This window comes from Neobacillus vireti, assembly GCF_036962345.1.
Classification (GTDB): Bacteria; Bacillota; Bacilli; order Bacillales; family Cytobacillaceae; genus Neobacillus; species Neobacillus vireti_A.
Genome location: NZ_JBALNB010000011.1, coordinates 146,428 through 168,571 on the forward strand (window position 1 = coordinate 146,428; position 22,144 = coordinate 168,571).

The 22,144-nt window shown below is 39.2% G+C and carries 19 protein-coding genes, 1 riboswitch and 1 other annotated feature; of the genes, 8 read left to right on the forward strand and 11 right to left on the reverse strand.

Translation table 11 applies throughout. The features are described from left to right. The first annotated feature begins 4 nt into the window (after positions 1–4). Both V7108_RS14365 and V7108_RS14370 read left to right on the forward strand, forming a co-directional pair. A complete protein-coding gene (locus tag V7108_RS14365) occupies positions 5–160 on the forward strand; it encodes a hypothetical protein (protein ID WP_335568585.1) in 156 nt (51 codons plus the stop codon). A gap of 109 nt (positions 161–269) precedes the next feature. After that, entirely contained in the window at positions 270–680 is a 411-nt protein-coding gene (locus V7108_RS14370) for a cytosolic protein (RefSeq protein WP_335568586.1), read from the forward strand. Positions 681–717: 37 nt separating this feature from the next. Here the strand turns inward: V7108_RS14370 and V7108_RS14375 are convergent, their stop codons facing one another. From V7108_RS14375 to V7108_RS14415, 9 genes are all read right to left on the reverse strand, one after another. Beyond that, positions 718–1,281: an FAD-dependent oxidoreductase gene (locus tag V7108_RS14375; protein ID WP_335511598.1), complete on the reverse strand. Its 564-nt coding sequence runs from the start codon at positions 1,279–1,281 to the stop codon at positions 718–720. 143 nt (positions 1,282–1,424) lie between these two features. After that, positions 1,425–2,636 carry an MFS transporter gene (locus V7108_RS14380; RefSeq protein ID WP_335511599.1) on the reverse strand — a complete coding sequence of 404 codons (1,212 nt, stop codon included), beginning with the start codon at positions 2,634–2,636 and terminating at the stop codon, positions 1,425–1,427. A 30-nt stretch (positions 2,637–2,666) separates the two neighbouring features. Continuing rightward, a complete protein-coding gene (locus V7108_RS14385) occupies positions 2,667–3,080 on the reverse strand; it encodes a MarR family winged helix-turn-helix transcriptional regulator (protein WP_335511601.1) in 414 nt (137 codons plus the stop codon). A 644-nt stretch (positions 3,081–3,724) separates the two neighbouring features. Next, on the reverse strand, positions 3,725–7,174 hold the full coding sequence (gene metH / locus V7108_RS14390; protein ID WP_335568587.1) for a methionine synthase: 3,450 nt from the start codon (positions 7,172–7,174) through the stop codon (positions 3,725–3,727). Beyond that, entirely contained in the window at positions 7,167–9,014 is a 1,848-nt protein-coding gene (locus V7108_RS14395) for a bifunctional homocysteine S-methyltransferase/methylenetetrahydrofolate reductase (RefSeq protein WP_335568588.1), read from the reverse strand. The genes metH and V7108_RS14395 overlap by 8 nt, the downstream gene beginning before the upstream one ends. A 2-nt stretch (positions 9,015–9,016) precedes the next feature. After that, positions 9,017–10,204 (reverse strand): cystathionine beta-lyase, encoded by a 1,188-nt coding sequence (metC, locus tag V7108_RS14400; RefSeq protein WP_335568589.1) that lies wholly within the window; start codon positions 10,202–10,204, stop codon positions 9,017–9,019. Then, entirely contained in the window at positions 10,204–11,316 is a 1,113-nt protein-coding gene (locus V7108_RS14405; protein ID WP_335568590.1) for a methionine biosynthesis PLP-dependent protein, read from the reverse strand. The genes metC and V7108_RS14405 overlap by 1 nt, the downstream gene beginning before the upstream one ends. Before the next feature lie 84 nt (positions 11,317–11,400). Further along, positions 11,401–11,515, reverse strand: a riboswitch (SAM riboswitch). Positions 11,516–11,593: 78 nt separating this feature from the next. Next, positions 11,594–12,298 carry a DUF421 domain-containing protein gene (locus V7108_RS14410; protein ID WP_335568591.1) on the reverse strand — a complete coding sequence of 235 codons (705 nt, stop codon included), beginning with the start codon at positions 12,296–12,298 and terminating at the stop codon, positions 11,594–11,596. A gap of 29 nt (positions 12,299–12,327) precedes the next feature. Further along, positions 12,328–13,383 carry a lactonase family protein gene (locus tag V7108_RS14415; protein WP_335568592.1) on the reverse strand — a complete coding sequence of 352 codons (1,056 nt, stop codon included), beginning with the start codon at positions 13,381–13,383 and terminating at the stop codon, positions 12,328–12,330. Positions 13,384–13,517: 134 nt separating this feature from the next. Between V7108_RS14415 and V7108_RS14420 the strand changes: the two genes are divergently transcribed. Both V7108_RS14420 and V7108_RS14425 read left to right on the forward strand, forming a co-directional pair. Then, entirely contained in the window at positions 13,518–14,240 is a 723-nt protein-coding gene (locus V7108_RS14420) for a DsbA family protein (RefSeq protein ID WP_335568593.1), read from the forward strand. Next, entirely contained in the window at positions 14,233–14,643 is a 411-nt protein-coding gene (locus V7108_RS14425; protein WP_335511618.1) for a disulfide oxidoreductase, read from the forward strand. Before V7108_RS14420 ends, V7108_RS14425 begins: the two co-directional genes overlap by 8 nt. Positions 14,644–14,672: 29 nt before the next feature. Here the strand turns inward: V7108_RS14425 and V7108_RS14430 are convergent, their stop codons facing one another. Then, positions 14,673–15,119, reverse strand: a complete 447-nt coding sequence (locus V7108_RS14430; protein WP_335568594.1) for a Dps family protein — start codon at positions 15,117–15,119, stop codon at positions 14,673–14,675. Positions 15,120–15,470: 351 nt separating this feature from the next. On the opposite strand from V7108_RS14430, the gene V7108_RS14435 reads away from it, so the two are divergent. Beyond that, complete coding sequence (locus tag V7108_RS14435; protein ID WP_335568595.1) at positions 15,471–16,070, forward strand: cell wall hydrolase; 600 nt, start codon at positions 15,471–15,473, stop codon at positions 16,068–16,070. Between the two features lie 109 nt (positions 16,071–16,179). Continuing rightward, entirely contained in the window at positions 16,180–17,319 is a 1,140-nt protein-coding gene (locus tag V7108_RS14440) for an HAD family hydrolase (protein ID WP_335511624.1), read from the forward strand. 188 nt (positions 17,320–17,507) lie between these two features. Here V7108_RS14440 and serA read toward each other — a convergent pair whose 3' ends face one another. Further along, complete coding sequence (gene serA / locus V7108_RS14445; protein WP_335568596.1) at positions 17,508–19,142, reverse strand: phosphoglycerate dehydrogenase; 1,635 nt, start codon at positions 19,140–19,142, stop codon at positions 17,508–17,510. 202 nt (positions 19,143–19,344) lie between these two features. Next, positions 19,345–19,557, reverse strand: a binding site (T-box leader). A gap of 284 nt (positions 19,558–19,841) precedes the next feature. Here serA and V7108_RS14450 point away from each other — a divergent pair. Further along, positions 19,842–21,137, forward strand: a complete 1,296-nt coding sequence (locus tag V7108_RS14450; RefSeq protein ID WP_335511628.1) for a homoserine dehydrogenase — start codon at positions 19,842–19,844, stop codon at positions 21,135–21,137. Between the two features lie 55 nt (positions 21,138–21,192). Then, entirely contained in the window at positions 21,193–22,110 is a 918-nt protein-coding gene (thrB, locus tag V7108_RS14455; protein WP_335568597.1) for a homoserine kinase, read from the forward strand. Positions 22,111–22,144: the final 34 nt, after the last annotated feature.

Sequence of the window (22,144 nt, forward strand, 5' to 3'; positions counted from 1 at the left end):
GAAAATGAAAAAGTCTATTATATTATTTTTGTCACTCTCTTTACTGATTCTTTTATCACCTGCTACAAAGAATGCAGGTAGTTCAACCTCTTCATATGAACTTGCTGCGAAGAGTATTAATGATAAATATGTTGACCCTATTCATCCTCCTGTTGGATAATAAAAAAATCCTTTTAGACACTCTTATTTGTCTGAAAGGATTTTTTTTAAATTAATATTTAAAATTAGGGAAAAGTAATACATATGTATTTAACAAGGAGGCAATTTTTATGAAATCATTTATTGTTGGTTTTCATCAAGAGGACAATGTCGATTCTATGCAGATTCAAAAGTTAAGTCAAGAGGATTTTGAAAAGGCGACAGAAGGGGGAACGAGGCATTTATTTGATTTAGACACGAACATTGGCTTCTTTGTCTTTTTTGACGCGGAGGATGGTGATGGAGATGTTTCCTATATGGTGCTGCAATACGAGGATCCAACGGGGGAAGACGGAAGTGAAGACCCTGTTGGCTGCTATTCCTTCCAATTGAAGGATTTCTATGAGTTCACTGCCTTATATCTAAATGATCTTGAATTTAATGAGGAGGTAAGTGAAGAGGAAGAAGACTATGGACCGATTCACCATCTTGCCCATCTTCTTTACCATATCGTGGAAGAGGGAAAACATCTAGAGGTTTAACGACAAAAATCCCCAAAATGGGGATTTTTTCATTCAATTAAGCTTTTAAAACATCATGGTCAACATAACGTTCGCCATTCAATTCGCTTACCACATTAAAAGCAACCTTCGCACCGTCACCAGCTGTGATGATGGTATGTACACTTACGCCAGCAACTGTTCCTGCAGCCCAAACGCCATCTACATTTGTTTTTCCTTGTGCATTTACATCAATAATCGTTTTTACTCTAGGCTCTGTACCTGGCTTGGTAGTTAGACCAGATTTTTCAGCAACATCTACAAGGAATCCAGTAGCAACAATAACATGCTTTGCTTCATGTTCACCGTTATCTGTTTCTACCTTTAAGCCGCCTTCAACCTTACTAATGTTCGTAACTGCAGCTTGAATAATTTCGCCGCCAAATTTAGTGACTTGCTTCTTTCCGATTTCTATAAGGTCGGGACCAGAGATTTCTAACACGCCATAATGGTTTTCCACCCATGCACGCTTGGTAGCGCTCTTATCATTATCAATAACCAATGTTTTTTTACCAGCTTTAGCAGTAATTAAAGCAGCACTTGCTCCTGCTGGTCCAGCACCAATCACTATAACATCAAACATGTAAAAACCTCCATTCGAATAATTAATACAATAAAAGTGTACCTTAATAAAAAAGAAAAGTAAAAATCACTGCTCAAGGAAAAGCCGAGGCGCACTAAAGTGCTTATGATAAAAAAGAACCATCGTTTGATGGTTCTTGAAGGTTATTGCTCTTTTACTTGTAAGGCTTGCTGGCTTTTTAATTTTGTTGATGTTGGCTTTCTGACTTGAAGGAAGTAGTACAGAATGGCTCCGATTAAGACGTAGAAGGAACACATTAGATATAAAGAACTAAAGTCCATTTTTGCTGCGATTAAACCAACCAAGAAGGAGCCTAGTGCAATACCAATATCATAGATTGATAGAAAAGTAGCTGTAGCTAACCCGCGTTTTCTTGGTGCAGCATTTTGAATAGCAATTGTTTGGAAGGTAGGAAAAAGTGTTCCCCAGCCCAAGCCAATCATACCAGCTGAAACAAGAAAGGTAGTGGCACTACCGCTTTGACTTAATACAAACATTCCAAATGCAAATAGAACAATGGACGGAAAAACAATCACGTTAGGGCCGTATTGATCCAGCCATTTTCCTGTGAACGGTCTAGACATTAATAAGATGATCGCATAAACAACAAAGAAAAGACTCGATACTTCGGTTAGATTTATTTCATTTGCATAGACAGATACGAAGGAAAGCAGGGCAGAATACACAATGGCTAAGAAACCGCCGACTATAGCAATTGATACCGCGGATGGTTCAATAAGACTTTTCAATGAGAAGGCAGGAAGTACGACCTTTTGATCTGGTACCTCTGGCTTCGCCAACTTCACGGTTAGACCGGTAATTAGTGCACCAATGGCTACGATAACAGACAGGATGAACATGGTTTCCGAACCCCATTGCTGGATCGATGTCAATCCCACGAATGGCCCCAATACCATTGCCATGTTTGTCGACATAACAAAGTATCCCATTCCTTCCCCTCTGCGTGAACTCGGAATAAGGTCCGCTACAATGGCTCCTACTGCGGTTGTTGCCATACCAAAGCCAATCCCGTGTAATAATCGAATTACTAGGAAACCTGTAACAGTTGTAGGGAAAAAATATAGAAGAGAAGAGACAGCAAATATCAAAAGCGCCGTTACTAAAACTTTTCGATTGCTTGTTCGCTCAAGCCATTGTCCAGCTAGCGGGCGGGATACAATAGCAGAAAGCAAGAATATAGTTGTCATTAATCCTGCTTGTGAGGCATTACTATCAAATTCCTGCAATGCAAAAATCGGCAGAGTTACGAGTAATATATAAAAGGTTAAAAATAAGAAAAAGTTACTCAAGGAAATATTAATAAAATCTTTTGTCCATAATTTAGGTTTGTTCATATGATCACTCCTTATTTTCCAAATGCAGTTTTACAATAGCTCTTTTAACCATAGACCTTGAAGTCTTGCTAATTCTTGTTGTGAGCTTTGCGGGAAATTTGTTAATAATGCCTGGTTGCACTCCGATACAGCATTCTCCCACTTTGGAAATTCTTTAATTGCATCCTCGGTTAATTGAATATACTTTTCTCGTTTGTCCTCACCAGGAATCTGTCTGACATATCCTTGTTTAACCAGCCGCTGAATCGTACGTGTCATAGGAGGGGCTTCAACAAATAGATATTCACACAGCTCTTTTTGAGTGATTGAGCCTTTTGTATGTAGTACGTAAATGACTGACCATTGGGAACTATATAATCCTAAGGGTTTTAGCGCTTCATTTAGTTGTTTGGTCAGTTGTCTAGAAAGTTGATGAAGAGTATGAAATAATGCGTGGTGCGTCAAATAACTTCACTCCAATAATAATATATGCATATTAGTTACCTGGGTAAGTAATATGATTACCTAGGTAACTATATAAGGTCCTGATTGAAATGTCAAGGAAAGTTCACTTGTAATGGAGTTGGAGTTGGCGGGATTAACTCAATTTAACAAATGGCTGTTTTGGCATTGATTGTTGGTTTATAAAAAATTTTATTAGCATTACTAAAGAGGTGCTGATTCGGGCAACTTTTTTTGAAAACTGTTTGAATGCTGCCATAGAGATTTGTCGCTAATCAAGGGGGCTTGAGGACAAATCCGTGGGGAGACAGAAAGATTTGTCCTTAATCAAGGGTGTTAAGGACAATTCGCTTAAGCAGTCAGAAAGATTTGTCCTTAATCAAGGTTCTTAAGGACAAATCGCGTGAGCAGTCAGAAAGATTTGTCCTTAATCAAGGGTCTTGAGGACAAATCGCAAGAGCAGTGCAGTAGGATTTGTCCTTGATCAAGGGTCTTGAGGACAAATCGTTTAAGAGCGGTCAGAAAGATTTGTCCTTAATCAAGGTTCTTGAGGATAAATCGCGCCCACGCCACTTCATTCAGAAACAGTTACCTATGTACTCACCAAACCATCAAAAAAATCCGCGGAACTTAATCCGCGGATTTTTTTATCGTAATACATTAAAGTATCTTGCCTCAGGATGAGCAAATACCATAGCAGAAACAGAAGCTTCTGGTTCCATCATGCAGCCATCTGTTAATTCAATTCCAATTTCCTCTGGATGAATTAACGAAAATAACTTCTTCTGATCTTCTAAATCTGGACATGCTGGATAACCAAATGAGAAGCGCTGTCCTTGATATTTTGCGGTAAAGCGATCTTGCATGGTAAACGTCAGCGGGTCAGGGAATCCCCAACGGTCACGCATTTGACGATGGATTAATTCAGCGAAGCCTTCTGCTGTTTCAAGTGCTAAGGATTGCAGAGCGTGACTCTCAAGAAAACGGCCTTCTGCCTTTAACTGGTCCGCTTTAGCACGGATTCCTCTTCCAGCTGTAACGGTAAAGAATCCTACATAATCCTTCTCGCCACTGTCCACAGACTTTAAAAAGTCTGCTAAACATAAATGTGGTGCAGATTCCTGGCGAGGGAAATCAAATGTTTCAATAACGGTATTCGTATCTTCTGGATCATAAATATAAATTTTATTTCCATCAGATTGAGCAGGGAAGAATTGATAGACAGCAGCTGGGAGTATCCAATTTCCTTGTTTTGCATCTGCTAGTAACCCATCAACTACTCCTTTTACTTTTAACGCTTTTTCATCCTTTTGGGCAATGAGATTTGCAATTTTCCCTTTTACACCTAAGTGGTGACCGATTAACATTTGCATATTGATATACGGCTCAATATGGGCAAGGGAATACGTTTTAAGAACATGTTTCTTTGTATCCATTGGTGTGAAAACAGGTACTTCTGTAGAAACACTAGGTCTCGGCTTAACAGCAGTTGAGACGGCCGAACGGCCAATAAACTCACGCGGCTGATCCAGCGCGGCTAGCTTTTCTTGTTTTTCAGCCATAAGCTTTTCTTGCTCTCCTGGTGATTGAAGCTGATTGGCAAGTGATAAACCATTCATGGCATCCTTTGCATATAGAACGAGCCCTTCATATTCCTTTGCAATTTTGGTATCGGTGAACTTTCTAGAAAGTGCAGCGCCACCTACCATGATAGGTGTTGAAATTCCCGCTTCTTTCATATCCTGTGCGGTTAAAACCATTTGCTGTGCTGATTTCACCAATAAACCTGATAAGCCAACGATGTCCGGTTTTTCCTTTTGAATGGCTTGCACGAGTTCTGTTGGTGATACCTTAATCCCTAAATCAAGGACATCATAACCATTATTGCTAAGAATAATATCTACAAGGTTTTTTCCAATATCATGGACATCACCTTTTACAGTTGCTAGGATGACCTTTCCTTTGGAAGCAGAGACATCACCTTTTTCCATAAATTCTTCCAAGTAAGAGACAGAAGCCTTCATGACTTCAGCACTTTGAAGTACTTCCGCAACGATGAGCTGATTGTCGTTGAACAAACGTCCTACCTCTTTCATACCTTCCATTAGCGGTCCATTAATAATATCAAGCGGTGCAGGATAATTTTCAAGTGCTATCGCCAAGTCAGGTAATAACCCTTCTTTTGTACCTTCTATAACGTAGTATGAGAGTCTTTCTTCCAAACTCATGTCTGGTAATGTACTCTTTGTCTCTTTCTTTTTACCGCGATAAAATTCGGTAAAAGTAGCTAATGTTTCATCAGTTGTATTAAATAGAAGTTCTTCTGCTAATGAAACTTCTTCCTTGGATATCGAAGCAAATCGTTCTAGTTTTTCAGTGTTAACAATCGCATAATCAAGTCCTGCTAGTGTACAGTGATATAAGAAGACGGAATTTAGGACTTCTCTGCCCACAGGCGGAAGACCAAAGGATACATTGCTAATTCCTAAAATGGTTTGGGTTTTAGGCATGTGTTCTTTAATTAGTTTAATTCCTTCTACTGTTGCTTTGGCAGAGCCAATATACTGCTCATCTCCGGTACCGACAGGGAAAACGAGAGGGTCAAAAATAAGATCCTGTGGCTTTAGACCATATTTGTTCACAAGAAGGTCATGAGAACGCTTGGCAATCTCTAGTTTCTTTTCTGCTGTTACCCCCATACCTTTTTCATCAATCGTACCAACAACGACAGCAGCACCGTATTTATGAATAAGTGGAACGACTGCCTCAAATCTTTCTTCGCCGTCTTCAAGATTAATCGAATTTATAATGACTTTACCTTGAGAGTACTTGAGTGCTTGTTCAATCACTTTTTCATCTGTTGAATCAATCACCAGTGGTACTTTTATTTTCTTAACCACTTCCGGGATAAAATTCTTCATATCGCTCAACTCATCACGATCAGGGTCTGCTAAACAAATATCAATGACATGTGCACCGCCCTTAACCTGGGCACGGGCAATCTCTGCGGCTTCTTCAATTTTCCCTTCATTAATAAGGCGCTTGAATTTACGAGATCCAATAACGTTGGTACGCTCCCCAACCATAATTGGCCTTAGTGTTGGATCATCATAAACAAATGGTTCAATACCTGAAACCATATGGTGATCAGCAGGCTGTGCGCTTCGAGGTGAGAACTTTTTCATTTCTTCTGAAATTGCCCGAATATGATCCGGTGTTGTACCACAGCAGCCGCCTACAATGTTTAACCAGCCATGGGCAGCAAAATCAGCCAGCTTTTTTGCTAATGTTTCAGGAGTTTCATGATAATGTCCTTCTTCATCAGGCAGACCAGCATTTGGATAACAGATAATCGCTTTTGGCGAAAGATTGGAAAGGGAACGAATATGCTCTTGCATAAATTCCGGACCCGTAGCACAATTTAGTCCAACTGCAACTGGATTCATATGCTCTAGAGAAATATAAAAGGATTCAATCGACTGTCCTGCCAGGGTAGTACCCATTGGTTCAATCGTGCCAGAAATAATCAGCGGAAGCTTTTTACCAGTTTTACTAAAGGCATTTTGTATACCAATAAAACCAGCCTTAACATTCAACATATCCTGGCTTGTTTCAAGTAGAAGAAGATCGACACCACCGTCAATCAGTCCGATTGCTTGTTCCTCATAAGAATCAGCAAGTGCATCAAAAGTGGTTCCACCCGTAACACTTAATGTCTTAGTAGTCGGTCCCATTGAACCTGCAACATATCGCGGCCAATCAGCTGTAGAAATCTTCTCAGCTTCCTTTTTCGCAATTTGCGCAGCAATTTTATTTAATTCATAAGCTTTAAAACCGAGATTATACTCGTCAAGAACAATACTTGTTGCCCCAAAGGTATTCGTTTCAATAATATCGGCTCCAGCTTCCAAATATTCACGATGAATTTTTGCGATAACAGAAGGCGCTGTGATGTTGAGATTCTCGTTACAGCCTTCAAATTGTTCACCGCCGAAGTCCTCTGCCGTTAAATCTTCCTGCTGAAGCATGGTACCCATGGCACCATCCATCACAAGGATTCGTTTTTTTAGTTGTTCACTTAATGTAGCTTTAGACATAGATGTTCCCCCTAACTTGAGTTGCACGCTGTCTTGCATATGTCGCTAATTCAGTTGTTAGTTCGTATCGTAAGAATGGTGTGATTAAATAAATTCCATTGAATAGGTCGAGTGCTGCGTCAATTAATGACTTCGTAATTGCTATTCCCTCACGTGCAGCTTGTAATGGCTGGTCATTCAAGGCGGCCATTCTGTCTCGTATCGATTGAGCAATTTTAATTCCAGGTACCTCATTATGAAGGAATTCCGCATTTCTGCTGCCCGTTAAAGGCATTAAACCAATGTAAATAGGTGCTTTCAGGTGTTTTGTATGTTCATAGGCTTCGATTAATTTTTCCTCAGAGAAAACAGGCTGTGAAATGAAATAATCGGCACCGTATTCAATTTTTTTCTCTAGACGTTTCACTGCTTTTTCAACTGAACGGACATTTGGATTAAAGGCACCCGCAATGCTAAAGGCTGTTTTTTGTCCTAAGTCTTTTCCAGAAAACGATAAGCCTTCGTTTAATTGTTTAATCATTTGTATCAGTTCGAAAGATGATACATCGTAAACAGAGGATGCACCAGGGAAGTCCCCCACTCGGGCAGGGTCACCGGTGATGGCAAGTACGTCATGCATTCCAAGGGTATGAAGCCCTAATAAGTGAGATTGCAAACCAATAATATTGCGGTCTCTGCAGGCAATATGGATGAGCGGCCGCATTCCTAATTCTTGTTTTACCAGATAACCTAAAGTTTCATTGGAAATCCTCACCTGAGCTAACGAGTTATCTGCCATCGTAATCGCATCGATTCCTGCTTCTTTCAACGCCTTTGCGCCTTCAAAAAATTTGCTAGTATCCAGCTTTCTTGGAGTATCTAATTCTACGATAACGGAAGGACGTTCCTTCACGATTTCCTCAAGAGGCTGGAGATCTCTTTTTGCTGAACTTTGTTCTACGATAATCCTCTTCGTTTTTACTTTCACTACTTTTTCAGTGGCAGGCGCACTATTTTTTAACTCTGACGCAAATGCCTGGATATGCGCAGGAGTTGTTCCGCAGCAGCCGCCAATTAATCGTACTCCTTGTTGACGGAAGCTTTGTGCAGATTTCTTAAAATAATCTGAGTCCCCTTCATAAAGGAATTTACCATCTGTATAAGTTGGCAGACTCGCATTCGGATAGGCAGAAAGGAAAGCATTTTCTGGCAGCTCAATCTGCTCAAGTGTTTTCAGCATATGATGAGGTCCAAGCCGGCAATTCAATCCGATAACATCGGCACCGAGGTTTTCCAGACGAGTAAACGCCTCATTAATCGGTGTTTTGTCTTGCAGTACGTCGGGCTCTTGAAGTGAGACTTGGGCAATGATTGGGAGCTTTGTTTCCTTTCGAGCAATCGTAAGGACGGTTTCAAGTTCCTCAAGATCATAAAAGGTTTCCAAGAGGATCCCATCCACACCCTCTAGTAATAGGCAATATAATTGTTCACGAAAACTGCGTTTTAACTCTTCAATGGATAAGGCACTAGGCTTAATACCGCGGTTTCCGCCAACTGTACCTAGTACAAATGCATTTTCTCCTACAGCCAATTTTGCATTCTTGACAGCTGCACTATTGATGGCTTTGACCGAGTCTTCAAGGCCATAACGTTGTAGTTTTAGATAATTCGCTGCATACGTGTTTGTTTGGATCACGTCGGCACCGGCATCTAAATAGGCTTTATGGATTTCCTGAATTTTTTCCGGATAAGAGAGGTTTAACTCTTCGAAACAGCTGTCCTTTCCAAATGAATAAAGAAGGGTGCCCATGGCACCGTCACCTATTAAAATTTGATTTTTTAATTTATCTAATAAGGTCATTATTAATCTCCTTGTTGCAAGGCCAATAGTTTTTGGTTTACCTGTTCTAACGCTTGTGAGAAATCCTTTATAAGATCTTCCGGATTTTCCAAGCCAACGGATAACCGAATCAGGCTATTTTTAATTCCTCGTTTTTCTCTTTCCTCTTGCGACATTGCAGCATGTGACATTTTCGCAGGGTAGGAAAGAATGGATTCAACTGCTCCAAGGCTTACTGCAAATACAGGTATTTTTACGTTGGAAAGAAAGACTTGAAGTGCTTGTTCATCCATAAATTCAAAGGATAAAACCGCCCCTGGACCGCCCGCTTGACTCTTTTGCAGGGTGTACTGAGGATGATTTTCCAGACCAGGATAATAAACTTTTTCAATTAAAGGGTGAGTCTCTAAAAATTCTGCTAGTTTGATAGCTGATTTTTGTGATTGCTCAAGTCTGACATGGAGCGTTTTGATTCCTCTAAGAACCAGCCATGCATCCTGAACTCCTAGTATAGCACCAAAGGAATTTTGTAAAGAATACAGTTTCTTACCCAATTCCTCATCTTTTACTACCGCAAGACCTGCAACCACATCACTATGACCGGATAAAAACTTCGTTGCACTGTGAAGAACTACATCTGCCCCAAGCTCTAAAGGTCTTTGGTACTCAGGGGTTAAGAACGTGTTATCTACATAGGTAATTGCATTTATCTCTTTTGCTATAGCTGTAATGGCTGCAATATCTGTAACCTTTAATAAGGGATTTGATGGTGTTTCAACATAAAATGCTTTGGTGTTAGGCTTGATTGCATTTTTTACTTGATTAAGATCTGTCATATCGACAAATGTATGTTCAATCCCGAATCGAGTTAGTACCTGGGTGACCATTCGATAGGTACCGCCATACACATCATCGGTAATGACAATATGATCTCCAGCAGACAGAAGGAGGAAGGCTGTCGAAATAGCCGCCATTCCTGATGAGAAAGCAAAGCCTCTTGTTCCGCCCTCTAATTCCGCGATTACAACCTCTAGCGCTTCTCGTGTTGGATTTCCACTTCTAGCGTAGTCGTATTTTCCGTAATTATCTAAATCAAATTGATGGAATGTAGACGCATGTTGGATTGGCACACTGACTGCCCCAGTGGCTGGGTCAACTTTATGCTGATTATGAAGGAGCTTTGTTTCAAAACTATAATTTTCAGAACTCATTATCCAATCACTCCTTCTTTTAATTTTGCTAATGCCTGTTCAAGATCTTGAATGATGTCTGTTGGATCTTCAAGACCCACTGAAAATCTTAATAGTCGATTACAGACACCTGATTGAATTCGAACTTCTAATGGAATATCCGCATGAGTTTGTGTTGCTGGATACGTAATAAAGCTTTCTGTGCCGCCAAGGCTTTCTGCAAATGTAATGAGAGAAAGACTTTGAAGGAATGGATTCACCCAAGCTTCATCTTGTAAGCGGAAGGAAACCATTCCTCCTTTCCCTGGATACAGCACATCTGTAATACCATCATGGGTTGAGAGGTATTCAACAATGGCCTTCGCATTGCTTTCATGTCGTTGCATTCTTAGTGATAAAGTTTTCATTCCGCGCATTACCAGCCAGGAATCAAAAGGACTAAGGACTCCGCCCGCTCCATTATGATGAAAAGCCAATGCCTCACAAATTTCTTTTCCTTTCGCAACAATCAGACCTGCAAGGACATCATTATGGCCGCCTAAGTATTTAGTCGCACTATGAATGACAATATCAGCACCAAGCAAGATTGGCTGTTGAAGAAGCGGTGTATAGAATGTGTTATCAACAATCAGAATAATTCCGTGCTTTTTTGCTATTTTTGAAACAGCAGCAATGTCAGACTGCTGCATGAGTGGGTTCGTGGGTGTTTCAAGAAAGATCGCTTTTGTTTGCGGGGTAATCTTTCTCTCAATTTCTTCTGGACTACATGTATTAACATATTGCGTCTGGAGTCCCCATTTTTTAAAGCCTTGTTCTAATAAACGATAAGTACCTCCGTATAAATCTTCACTCACAATCCATTCGTCCCCAGACTCGAAAAGTGAGAGAATAGTAAATATCGCTGCCATTCCCGAACTGCATGCAAAGCCTTGGTCTGCACCTTCAAGGTTGGCAATCGCCTTTTCAAGCAGCTGACGAGTAGGATTACCCGTACGTGAGTAATCAAATCCGCTTGATTGCCCAATCCCTTCATGGCGGTAGGCTGTTGAGAAATAAACGGGAGGATTAACCGTTCCTGTTGCAGTTTCACTGCGATTTCCTAATTGCGCAAGCTTTGTATCAATTTTATACATAGTCAACCACTCCTATAAATGAATAATAAAAAAAGCCTTCTTATAAGAAGAAGACTTTTGGATGCATATTTGCATAGGTCATTCTTCTTATCTCACAAGTTACAAATAACTTGATGGACTTAGCACCTTTTCAATGAAAAAAACATTGAAGGTTGCTGAGACTTCATAGGGCCATTCCCTCAGCCTCTCTTGATAAGAAAGTATAGTATAATATTTTGACTTTTTATAAAATTTACTACACTAAAGCAGAAGTGTCAATTAATATTTTCAGTAATAGCTATTTGTATAAAAAAACCTTTAAGATATTATTTCGGTCGATGGTTGCCAGCAAGACATTGGTAAGGTTAGTTTGGTGCTGATTTTTCAGAGTGGAAATAAGCCAATCCTCTTTCCTGTTGATTTGTGCCAATTCCTGAAAATTAATCCTGCCTTCTTTAACAATCGTTTTAGGTAAATCAAAGGGTTCGGTATCCAAGTTATAGGTTGATGGAGTAATGGCCTCATATTTTGGATCCAAAAACACAGAAACTTTTCCATCAGCTTCCCACAATGCTAATGCAACTTTTTTAACATCCTCTACTTTTTTTTCCCTTAATTCTTCTAATAATATATCAATTGAAATTCTCGCTTTATTCAACCCATTGGAAATAATCTCTCCATCTTTAATAAGTGTAATGGGTGGAGGAGTAATTAAGTTTCTAATTCGCGGCCATTTTAACATAGAATACACACTGCCAATGTACAGAACTACCAATACCACTGTTGTCGTAATAGAACCTTTTAGTCCATGATGTGGATCAGACAATGGGTGGGCAATAATGTTTCCGATTAAAAGTGCCATAGCGAAATCAATTAATCTTAATTTTGCAATCGAACGCTGTCCCATCGCTTTTGCAACAATAATTAAAAAGAAATAGGCAACAATTGCACGTAAAATCCACTGTATTGTCGTTAAGGATTCCTGACTATGAATGAAATCCACCGAAGACACATCCTTTATTTAAGTTAAGTTTAATTTCCTAAAAACTTAACACAAACCGGGTATGGCACTGTAATATCTGATTGAAGCAGAGTTAATTTTCCAGTATTTTCATCTCTTGCAAACAGCACTAAATTACTGGATTCTTGATTTGAAGCAACAATATATTTACCGCTCGGGTCAATTTCGAAATCCCTTGGCCAATCTCCTTCAGTGGAAGTGTGTTCTAAGAAACTTAGTTCGCCTGTTTCTTCAACATGAAAGACAGCAATACTATTGTGACCACGATTTCCTGCATAAACGAAGCGTCCGTCCGCCGAAATATGAATAGCACTTCCTTGATTATTTTCATTAAAGTCTTCGGGAAGAGTAGAAATATATTGTACTTCTGTAAAATGACCATTTTCCGGATGATAGCGTAAAACAATTACCTCTGAACTAAATTCAGTCATTAGATACGCAAGTATTCCATTTGGATGAAAAGTTAGGTGACGAGGTCCACTACCAGCCTTCATTGGAAGAAGATGTGCTTTTGTAAGCTTTCCATCTGTTGCCACTTCATATGTGGTAAGAGAATCAGTCCCTAAATCCACTGCAGCTAGATACTTTTCATCAGGGGTTAACCCGGCATAATGCACATGTGGCTTTTCCTGTCTTGGGTCGGGTCCAGACCCTTCATGCTGCATTATAGAAGCAGCTGGCTGTATCGAACCATCTTCAGGATTAAGCAAAAATGATTCAACTGTTCCTTTATGATAATTTGCACTGAATACAAACTGCTGATTACTATCAATACTTACATGACAAGGAGAAGAACCCTCTGATAATTGACGATTAATAGGCATAAGATCTCCGTCTTCACTTATCGAATAAGCAGCAAGACCGCCAGCTGGACCATCTTTAACTACAGAATATAAATGTTTTTTATCATGGGACAAGGATAGATATGTCGGATTTTCAAGGGCTGCTACAGCCTGAATATCTGTAATTCTTCCTTCAGCACTATTTAATGTGAAACGATAGATTCCCTTACTGTCTCCTTTTGTATATGTACCGATATACCCTTGCTGTAAATTAGTTGTTGTCATCTTAAAATCTCCTTCTATTTTTGGTATTCTTTTATTTTAACCTTTGCATGGTACTTCAGTCTAATAACTGGAATTTTTGTGAAACCCGCTATATAGTTAGTACCATAAACATCAATTTAATAAGGAGTCGAATAATGGCAAAAAAGAAAAAGAACTCTAAAAAAGGGACGAAACAATCATCATCTTCATCAAAGTTTGTTTTTTGGATTATCGGGCTGATTGCAATTAGTATAATTGGCTTTATCTTTTTAGCGAATAATCAAAAGTCTGATAATACTGCTAAAGAAGAGATTGATTATGCCAATCAGCCTTTTTTAGGGGAAAAATCGGCGCCGGTTTCCATTGTTGAGTTTGGAGATTATAAATGCCCAAATTGTAAAAACTTTGCCGACAATGTTGTACCGCTGATTGTAAAAGATTTTGTTGATACAGGGAAAGCTAAATTTTATTATTTTCATTATCCTTTTATTAATGTTGACTCGGAACGAACGGCGAAATTTTCAGAAGCGGTTTATCATGAATTAGGAAATGATAAATTTTGGGAGTTCCATGAACTTATTTACGATAAGCAGCCAGAAGATACACGCTATGAAAAAGTGGACCTATTTACTGAGGATTTCCTAACAGAGACACTGCAAGAAATTGCCAGTGAGGCAGAAGTTAAAAAGGTAACTGCCTATTTTGATACGAAGGATCCGGAGGAAGCGTGGAAAAGTGATGAAGCTCTTGGAGGAAAATTAGGAGTTCAAGGAACTCCAACGATTTTCGTAAATGGAAAGCGTTTTGATGGAACAACGATGGAAGATTTAAATAAGTTGGTAGAGGAAGCTGCAAAGGAGCAGAAGGGGAATGAATAAACCATTACTGCTTGCTTGGGTGGCAGCCCTTATTGCCACCATAGGCAGTTTGTATTTCAGTGAAGTTCTTCATTACATTCCTTGTACCTTATGTTGGTATCAGCGAATCTTTATGTATCCATTGGCGATTATACTTGGAATTGCCTTTTACAGAAACGATAATGAAATTGTGAAATACACCTTACCATTGTCAATCATCGGAATGCTCATTTCAGGTTATCATACGGCACTTCAAAAGATTCCTTATTTACAGCAATTTGAAATGTGTAAAAGTGGAGTACCATGCTCGAAAGATTATATTAACTGGCTTGGTTTTATCACCATTCCTATTTTGGCATTTACCGCCTTTACGATTATTACCATCTGTTTATTAATCATTACTCGCAAAAAAGAGACTAATTAAATAGTCTCTTTTTTCGTAACAATTAAGAATTAAATTGATTTTCCAAGAAATGCTGTCAACATCCACACATGTTTTTCTAGGCCGGAATGAATCGCTAGGAGCATGTCACCCGTTGTTTCATCGCCCTTTTCTCCGGCTAAGCTCATACCTTCTTTCAGTTCTCCAATAATAATCGAAAAATCATTAATTATGGTTTGAACCATGTCTTCAGCAGTTTCGCTTCCTTGTGCTTCTTTAACAGATGAAATTTCAAGATACTCTTTCATCGTTGCAACTGGATTCCCCCCGATTGCTAGTAATCGTTCTGCCAATTCATCTACATGAAGACCAGCTTCGTTATAGAACTCCTCAAATTTAGCATGCAGGGTAAAAAATTGACTCCCTTTTACATACCAGTGATAGTTATGTAACTTGATATACAATACAGACCAATTGGCAATTTGTTTGTTAAGTACGTTGACTAACTGATTTTCCATATTAAAACCCTCCAATATTTTGTCCTCTATTATATTATTACCAAACATTTAGATGGAATCCGCACTCTTTTTGAAGGATATTTTGTCAATTCCGTGAAGTCTCTTAATTGTTACAATGGGATTTTATGAAATATGCCTGAAATGAAATGTAATAAATTCACCTGAATTACCCATAAGTGGAATTCTATGGGATTTTAAATTTAATGGTTTATTATTCCAATTAATAGATAGATGCTTTCATAGCAGGAGCTGATTGGCCGGTTTCAGCAATGGTTTTTTTTGGTTAATGAATAAGAATGTTACAACTGATAGCCTTAGTAGTAGAGAAACAACAACGAGGAGGAATAAAACATGAAAAAACTAAAGAAACTTGTAATTGCAACCGGGTTAATCTTATCAATGTCAGCATTTACGGGTGTAACAAAGTCGGAAGCAGCTGGCAGTCATAAAGTACAATCCGGTGAAACATATTGGAAAATTGCAACAAAGTACGGTGTTCCTGTTACTACTTTAATGAAGGAAAACAATGCGAAAAGTTCACTATTATATGCTGGTTCTAATCTAGTAATCCCAAATGCTACTATTTCTGCTGCAGATAAAGAGCTTATGGCACGTCTTGTCCGTGCAGAGGCAGTTGGTGAACCTTATGCAGGGAAGGTAGCAGTTGCAACAGTCATTTTGAACAGGGTTGCAAGTCCGGATTTTCCTAACTCTGTAAGAGAAGTAATTTATCAGATTTCTAACGGACATTACGCATTCACGCCTGTACAAAATGGTCAAATTAATCAACCTGCAGATGCAGCGTCAAAACAGGCTGTTAACGAAGCACTTGCTTTTCAAGGACAAGGAAATGGTTCTTTATTCTTCTACAACCCTAGTACTGCTGTAAGCCAGTGGATCTTTTCTCGTGAAACAACAGTAACTATTGGAAATCATCGTTTTGCAAAGTAAACAGAAGCAAAGCTAGTCATTATTATGGCTGGCTTTTTTGTATTTTATTTTATTGTGCACTGTGTTACGATAACGAAATAAAGCGGACTGGGAAATGAGGGTTGTTTAAATGATTAAAACAATATTATTTGATGTAGATGGGGTCTTGTTAAGTGAAGAGCATTATTTTGATGCATCTGCATTAACCGTTTGGGAACTATTAATCAGCGATAATTATTTGGGATTGGCACCTGAGAAATTCAAGACAGATTATAATGCCGCAGAGATTAAGTCAATTCGAGAAAATGTATTCGGAAAAAATGATGAGGTCCTTAAGCTGATGAAGTCAAGGGGACTGAATGCCAATTGGGATATGATTTATTTATCCTTCGGGCACCAATTAATCCATCTTTTATCTCAGATCAAGGAAATCGAGAATAGCAGAATCAACAGTTGGCTGCAGGAACCCATTACGAGAGAAGTGCTGCTTGAAATGGGCAGAGTACTACATAATTATTCAGTCAACATGGATTTCAATCTGTTTGTAACTGAATTTGAACGTTCAAAGGAAACAAAACAAGAATTGTTCATCTATCTAAACGAACTCGCAGAAGAAAAGCTTGGGGCTAAAACCTCTATTTTTAGTGGGATTGGAGCACTATGGTCTGTATGTGAACATTCTAGTCAGGAATGGTACGTGGGCGATGAAAATGTTCAGAAATCTACAGGCAGACCATCTGTGCAGCTAGGAAAGAAAGGCTTTTTAGCAAATGAGACCACATTAGCAGCTAAAGAAGAAATTGCAGCTCTTTTTTCTTTTTTGAAAGAATCTGGGGTGAGGATTGGTATAGGGACGGGGAGACCTGAGCTTGAAACCATTCAGCCATTTCATCATTTGGACTGGTTAAAACACTTTGATAGCAATCATATTGTAACTGCTGACGATGTCCTTAGAGCTGAAAATGAGTTAAATGAAAGGGTGTCATTATCAAAGCCAAACCCTTTTACATACATTATGGGCCTTAAAGGCAGAGAAACTTCAGTTGAGACCTGTTTAAATACACCATTGCCGATTGAAAATGGGGAAGAGGTACTTGTTGTTGGTGACTCTTTGGCCGACTTGTTAGCTGCGAGAAAAATGAGATGCCAATTTGCTGCAGTGTTAACAGGATTATCTGGAAAAGATGCGAGAAGTGACTTTGAAAAGCACGGAGCAGATTATATTCTCGATAATGTACTTGATGTCAGAGGGATTATTGAGAAAAAGTAGAGGGATTGCGGCTGCAATCCCTCTTTTTCTGGGTGTCTATATGTGTTTCTTGAAAATATTGCCCATTTACTCACTAACCTTATCATAAATCATGGAATCTGATTCCCTCTGAAGCAATTTTTCAGCACTACTGGTTATCAGAAAAAAGACCAAATCATATCAGATTTGGTCATTCACATATTCTTTAGTTATTTCGTTTTCTCAAGCTCTAGTCTTCCTGGATAAAAGTGATCAACAATGGATAATTCTAATGATCGGGCTTCGTTTAATCCATCAATTTGTGTCAGGGCGTGAATAACCTCTGAAGTAATTTGCTTATCTAGTGTTAACATCATGATGGCTTCTCCGCCAACTGTTGTTCTGCCCACTTGCATGGTTCCGATATTGATCTGATAATCCCCGAGAAGGGATCCAACCTTACCAATCATACCAGGAACGTCCTGATGTTTGACAAGTAATAGATGGCTCTCTGGTCTTACATCAATCCGATACTCGTTGATCTTTACAATTCTTGCACCATAGCCATTTAATACTGTTGCACCAATTTTTGCGGTTTCATTGCCTTTTGTAATGGAAAGCTCCATATAATTGGCGAACCCTTTATTTGTTGCATTTTTTTGGACATTATAGGAAACTCCCTGCTCTTTTAAAAGATGGAGAGCATTAATTAAATTTACTGAATCACTTAAATGATGGGATAGAATTCCTTTAATCATCGTTCTTGTTAATAATTCTGTATCTTCTTCAATTAAATCCCCAAAGTAGTTGATTTCAATTTTTGAAGGAGCATGTTTTAATAATTGAACCACAAGCTGCCCCATTTGTTCACCCAGCAGTAGGTATGGCTGCATTTTTTGTTGTGTCTCTCCAGACATTTGCGGCATATTAACTGCATTCCGGATTGACTGTGTTTCAAGAATCTCAATAATTTCTTCACTAACCTCTTGTGCTACTTTTTCCTGTGCCTCTACAGTGGATGCTCCTAAATGCGGAGTTACAATAATATTTGGGTTATCCAATAATGCTGGGTCGGCAACTGGCTCTTTTTCAAATACATCGAGTGCAGCGCCTGCAACGTGACCTGCTTGAATCGCTCTTACCAACGCTTTTTCATCAATAATTCCGCCTCGAGCAACGTTGATAAATCTTACACCCTTTTTCGTTTTGCTTAAGTAGTCGTCGTTTACTAATCCTTTTGTGTCACTTGTAAGCGGTGTGTGAATGGTGATGAAATCTGACTCACGTGCAATTAAATCGAGACTTGCTTTTTTCATTCCAAGTTTCTCGGCTCTTTCCTCTGTTAAATATGGATCATATCCCAAGATAGTCATCCCGAAGCTTTTAGCACGTTTTGCAACTTCTGTCCCGATTTTCCCCATTCCAATGACACCGAGTGTTTTCTTGTACAATTCTACTCCCTTAAAGGAATTTCGATCCCATTCTCCGCCGACTGTTTTTTTGTGAGCTTGAGGAATCATTCTTGCCATTGAGAGCATCATCGCTAATGTATGTTCAGTAGCTGCGATCGTGTTGGCACCAGGAGCATTGATTACGATAATTCCTTTTCCAGTAGCAGCATTAACATCAATATTATCAACGCCAACTCCTGCTCGTGCGATTACCTTTAGCCGGTCCGCATACTCAAGCAGTTCCGCAGTCACTTTTGTTTGACTGCGTACGATTAAAGCCTCGTAATCTCCAATAATATTTTTTAGCTCTTCAAGCTTCAGTGTAGGCTGGCGCTCTACAATAAAATTAGGATGATCAAACAAGCTTTTTAAACCAGTGTCACTAATACCATCTGTTACAAGTACCTTAAACATTTTACTCCTCATCCTTTCATTTCTTAGTAAAATTAACATGCTATCCAGCTCCAGCGCCTAGGGGCTCGGGTCATAAGCCAATCCGTCATGAAGGTTAAAGAACAACCTTCACGCCGGCTCGTCTTATGCCTGTCGCCCCTGGACAAGGCGCTTCCGCTTTAAAATTAAAAAGCCCCTCATAACCAGACAGATTTGTCTGGTTATGAGGGACGTGATCTACGTGGTGCCACCCTCTTTTGCTGCAAAAAATGTGCAGCCTCAGGTATGGTAACGGGATATCCCGGGCATTCCTACTAACTAAATTTCAGTCTGCCAGTTCAGAAGGGCTGGGTAAAAGTAAGAATTTGCACTAGTTCGCAGCAGCCACCAGCTCTCTGAAGCAATTTCTTACTACCGTCTTCATCATTACATTTATAGAATATTGTTTATAGAGTATAATAAGTTCAAATGGTTGGTCTGAATATAGTGAATATTCTACATGTTAACCTTTCGTGTTGTAAAGAGTTAAAATTAATAATTTTTTAAGTATTAGAATAAAAAAAAATATATAAATATCAGCCCGCTAATGGCGCGGCGGTAAGCGATTACATTGAATTTTTCAAAAAATTAGTCTATTGTAAATATATTAAGAGAATCATATAATGTCTACTATATAAATACAATTGTACGCATGTAGAAGACAGTTGCGGAGGGATAGATATGAAAGCAATCCAAATTGGCTTACTTGGTTTGGGAACAGTCGGCTCAGGTGTTGTAAAAATCATTGAAAATCACCAAGATAAATTAATGCACCAGGTGGGGTGTCCTGTCGTTATAAAGAAAATCCTGGTCCACGATGTATTGAAAACAAGATCAGTAGAAATTGATCCTGTTTTGTTAACATCATCCCCATCTGATATCCTAAATGATTCCGACATAGATGTTGTGATTGAAGTGATGGGCGGGGTTAAAGAAACAAAAGAATATTTGCTTAGTGCGCTCCGCAATGGAAAGCATGTTGTGACAGCGAACAAGGATTTAATGGCTCTTCACGGATCTGAATTATTAACTGTTGCCTCTGAGAATGGCTGTGACTTGTTCTATGAAGCAAGTGTTGCTGGCGGGATTCCCATCTTAAGAGGATTAGTCGATGGACTTGCCTCTGACCGAATTACCCAAATGATGGGAATCGTTAATGGTACGACTAATTATATTTTAACAAAAATGAGTCAAAACGGCTCAAGTTATGAAGATGCCCTAAAAGAGGCACAAGAACTCGGGTTTGCAGAGTCTGATCCTACATCAGACGTAGAGGGCTTAGATGCTGCCCGTAAAATGACCATTTTAGCGACGTTAGGTTTTTCAATGCATATAGAGCTTGATGATGTAAAAGTAAGTGGAATTTCTTCTGTGACAGATGAAGATATTCGATATGGAAAACAATTAGGTTATACAATGAAATTGTTAGGATATGCACACCGAGAAGGGGAAAAAGTAGAAGTAAGTGTCCAGCCTACCTTTTTATCCGATAACCATCCTTTAGCTTCTGTCCAAAATGAGTATAATGCGGTTTATGTCTATGGTGAAGCGGTTGGGGAAACAATGTTTTATGGACCAGGTGCAGGAAGCATGCCAACTGCTACTGCTGTAGTGTCCGACTTAGTAGGGGTAATGAAGAATTTACGGCTTGAGGTAAATGGACGCAGTGCAGTTACACCACAATATCCTAAACGTTTAAAAGATGATAACGAAAAGTACTCTAAATACTTCTTACGTATCCATGTACAGGATGAGGTTGGGGTGTTCGCAGAACTCACCTCTATCTTTGCAAAGTATGGCGTCAGCTTCGAAAAGATATTACAATTGCCAGTTAAGAAAAATGAAACATCAGAAATTGTCTTAGTTACACATCGTGCTTCGCTTACAAATTATGACGGTATCCTTTATGAGTTAAATCATTTACCAGCAGTTAAAGAAATTAAGAGTGCATATAGAGTAGTGAGAAAATCGTTGTGAGATGGACCGGATTACTTAAAGCATATAAAGACCATATTAAGGGAGTTGTCCATCAATGATCGATAATGATGGAAAGTTTGTAATAAAAATACCTGCAAGTTCAGCAAATCTAGGTCCTGGATTTGATTCCATGGGAGTTGCACTTGATTTATATTTAGAACTAGAGGTAGAGAAGAGTGATGAGTGGAAATGTCTTTCATCTTCAGCAGACTTAAAAGATTTACCTCAAGATGAAAATCACTTCATTTGTCAAATTGCGATTCAAACTGCCGCGAAGTACGGCAAAGTGTTGACACCTTGTAAGATAAATGCAACCAGTAATATTCCTTTAGCACGAGGCCTGGGGTCTAGTGCTTCTGCGATAATTGCAGGTATTGAACTTGCTGATCATATCGGAGAATTAGCATTAACAAAAGAAGAAAAATTGCTGCTAGCCACTGAAATAGAGGGCCATCCTGATAATGTTGGGGCGTCTTTATATGGGGGTCTAGTCATTGGCAGTTATCAACAGGGTGAGGTTAATATCCTTTCCTTCACCAATAGTAAGTTTGAAGTGGTTGCTGTAATACCGCAAGAAAGTTTACTAACAAAGGATTCACGAGGTGTATTGCCAACGGATTTTTCCTATCCCGAAGCAATCCAAGCTTCTTCAACGGCCAACTTATTAGTAGCAGCCCTTCTTAGCCAAGAGTGGGAAATGGCTGGGAAAATGATGGAGCGAGATCTTTTCCACCAGCCATATCGGAAAAAACTAATCCCCTTCTACGAGTATATTGAAAATTTTGCCAAGGCCAGGGGCGCATTTGGTGTTGCCTTAAGTGGGGCAGGACCGACTGTATTATGCTTTTGTGAAAAAGGAAAAGGGAAAGCTCTTGAACATGAACTTGAAACTGCCTTTCCTGAAATGACCATTAAATTGCTAAACATTGATGATAGTGGCAGCACTGTCTACAACTTAAATACATGCAAATAAAAGTAGGGCCGAGTTTAAATCGGCCCTATTTTTG

What these genes read in the sequence shown, in the direction of transcription:
- metC (WP_335568589.1), bottom strand. Translation starts at nt 10,204, where the DNA reads ATGAGTTCTGAAAATTATAGTTTTGAAACAAAGCTCCTTCATAATCAG.
- V7108_RS14370 (WP_335568586.1), top strand. Translation starts at nt 270, where the DNA reads ATGAAATCATTTATTGTTGGTTTTCATCAAGAGGACAATGTCGATTCT.
- V7108_RS14380 (WP_335511599.1), bottom strand. Translation starts at nt 2,636, where the DNA reads ATGAACAAACCTAAATTATGGACAAAAGATTTTATTAATATTTCCTTG.
- serA (WP_335568596.1), bottom strand. Translation starts at nt 19,142, where the DNA reads ATGTTTAAGGTACTTGTAACAGATGGTATTAGTGACACTGGTTTAAAA.
- V7108_RS14395 (WP_335568588.1), bottom strand. Translation starts at nt 9,014, where the DNA reads ATGACCTTATTAGATAAATTAAAAAATCAAATTTTAATAGGTGACGGT.
- V7108_RS14375 (WP_335511598.1), bottom strand. Translation starts at nt 1,281, where the DNA reads ATGTTTGATGTTATAGTGATTGGTGCTGGACCAGCAGGAGCAAGTGCT.
- V7108_RS14420 (WP_335568593.1), top strand. Translation starts at nt 13,518, where the DNA reads ATGGCAAAAAAGAAAAAGAACTCTAAAAAAGGGACGAAACAATCATCA.
- V7108_RS14435 (WP_335568595.1), top strand. Translation starts at nt 15,471, where the DNA reads ATGAAAAAACTAAAGAAACTTGTAATTGCAACCGGGTTAATCTTATCA.
- metH (WP_335568587.1), bottom strand. Translation starts at nt 7,174, where the DNA reads ATGTCTAAAGCTACATTAAGTGAACAACTAAAAAAACGAATCCTTGTG.
- V7108_RS14430 (WP_335568594.1), bottom strand. Translation starts at nt 15,119, where the DNA reads ATGGAAAATCAGTTAGTCAACGTACTTAACAAACAAATTGCCAATTGG.
- thrB (WP_335568597.1), top strand. Translation starts at nt 21,193, where the DNA reads ATGATCGATAATGATGGAAAGTTTGTAATAAAAATACCTGCAAGTTCA.
- V7108_RS14405 (WP_335568590.1), bottom strand. Translation starts at nt 11,316, where the DNA reads ATGTATAAAATTGATACAAAGCTTGCGCAATTAGGAAATCGCAGTGAA.
- V7108_RS14365 (WP_335568585.1), top strand. Translation starts at nt 5, where the DNA reads ATGAAAAAGTCTATTATATTATTTTTGTCACTCTCTTTACTGATTCTT.
- V7108_RS14450 (WP_335511628.1), top strand. Translation starts at nt 19,842, where the DNA reads ATGAAAGCAATCCAAATTGGCTTACTTGGTTTGGGAACAGTCGGCTCA.
- V7108_RS14440 (WP_335511624.1), top strand. Translation starts at nt 16,180, where the DNA reads ATGATTAAAACAATATTATTTGATGTAGATGGGGTCTTGTTAAGTGAA.
- V7108_RS14425 (WP_335511618.1), top strand. Translation starts at nt 14,233, where the DNA reads ATGAATAAACCATTACTGCTTGCTTGGGTGGCAGCCCTTATTGCCACC.
- V7108_RS14415 (WP_335568592.1), bottom strand. Translation starts at nt 13,383, where the DNA reads ATGACAACAACTAATTTACAGCAAGGGTATATCGGTACATATACAAAA.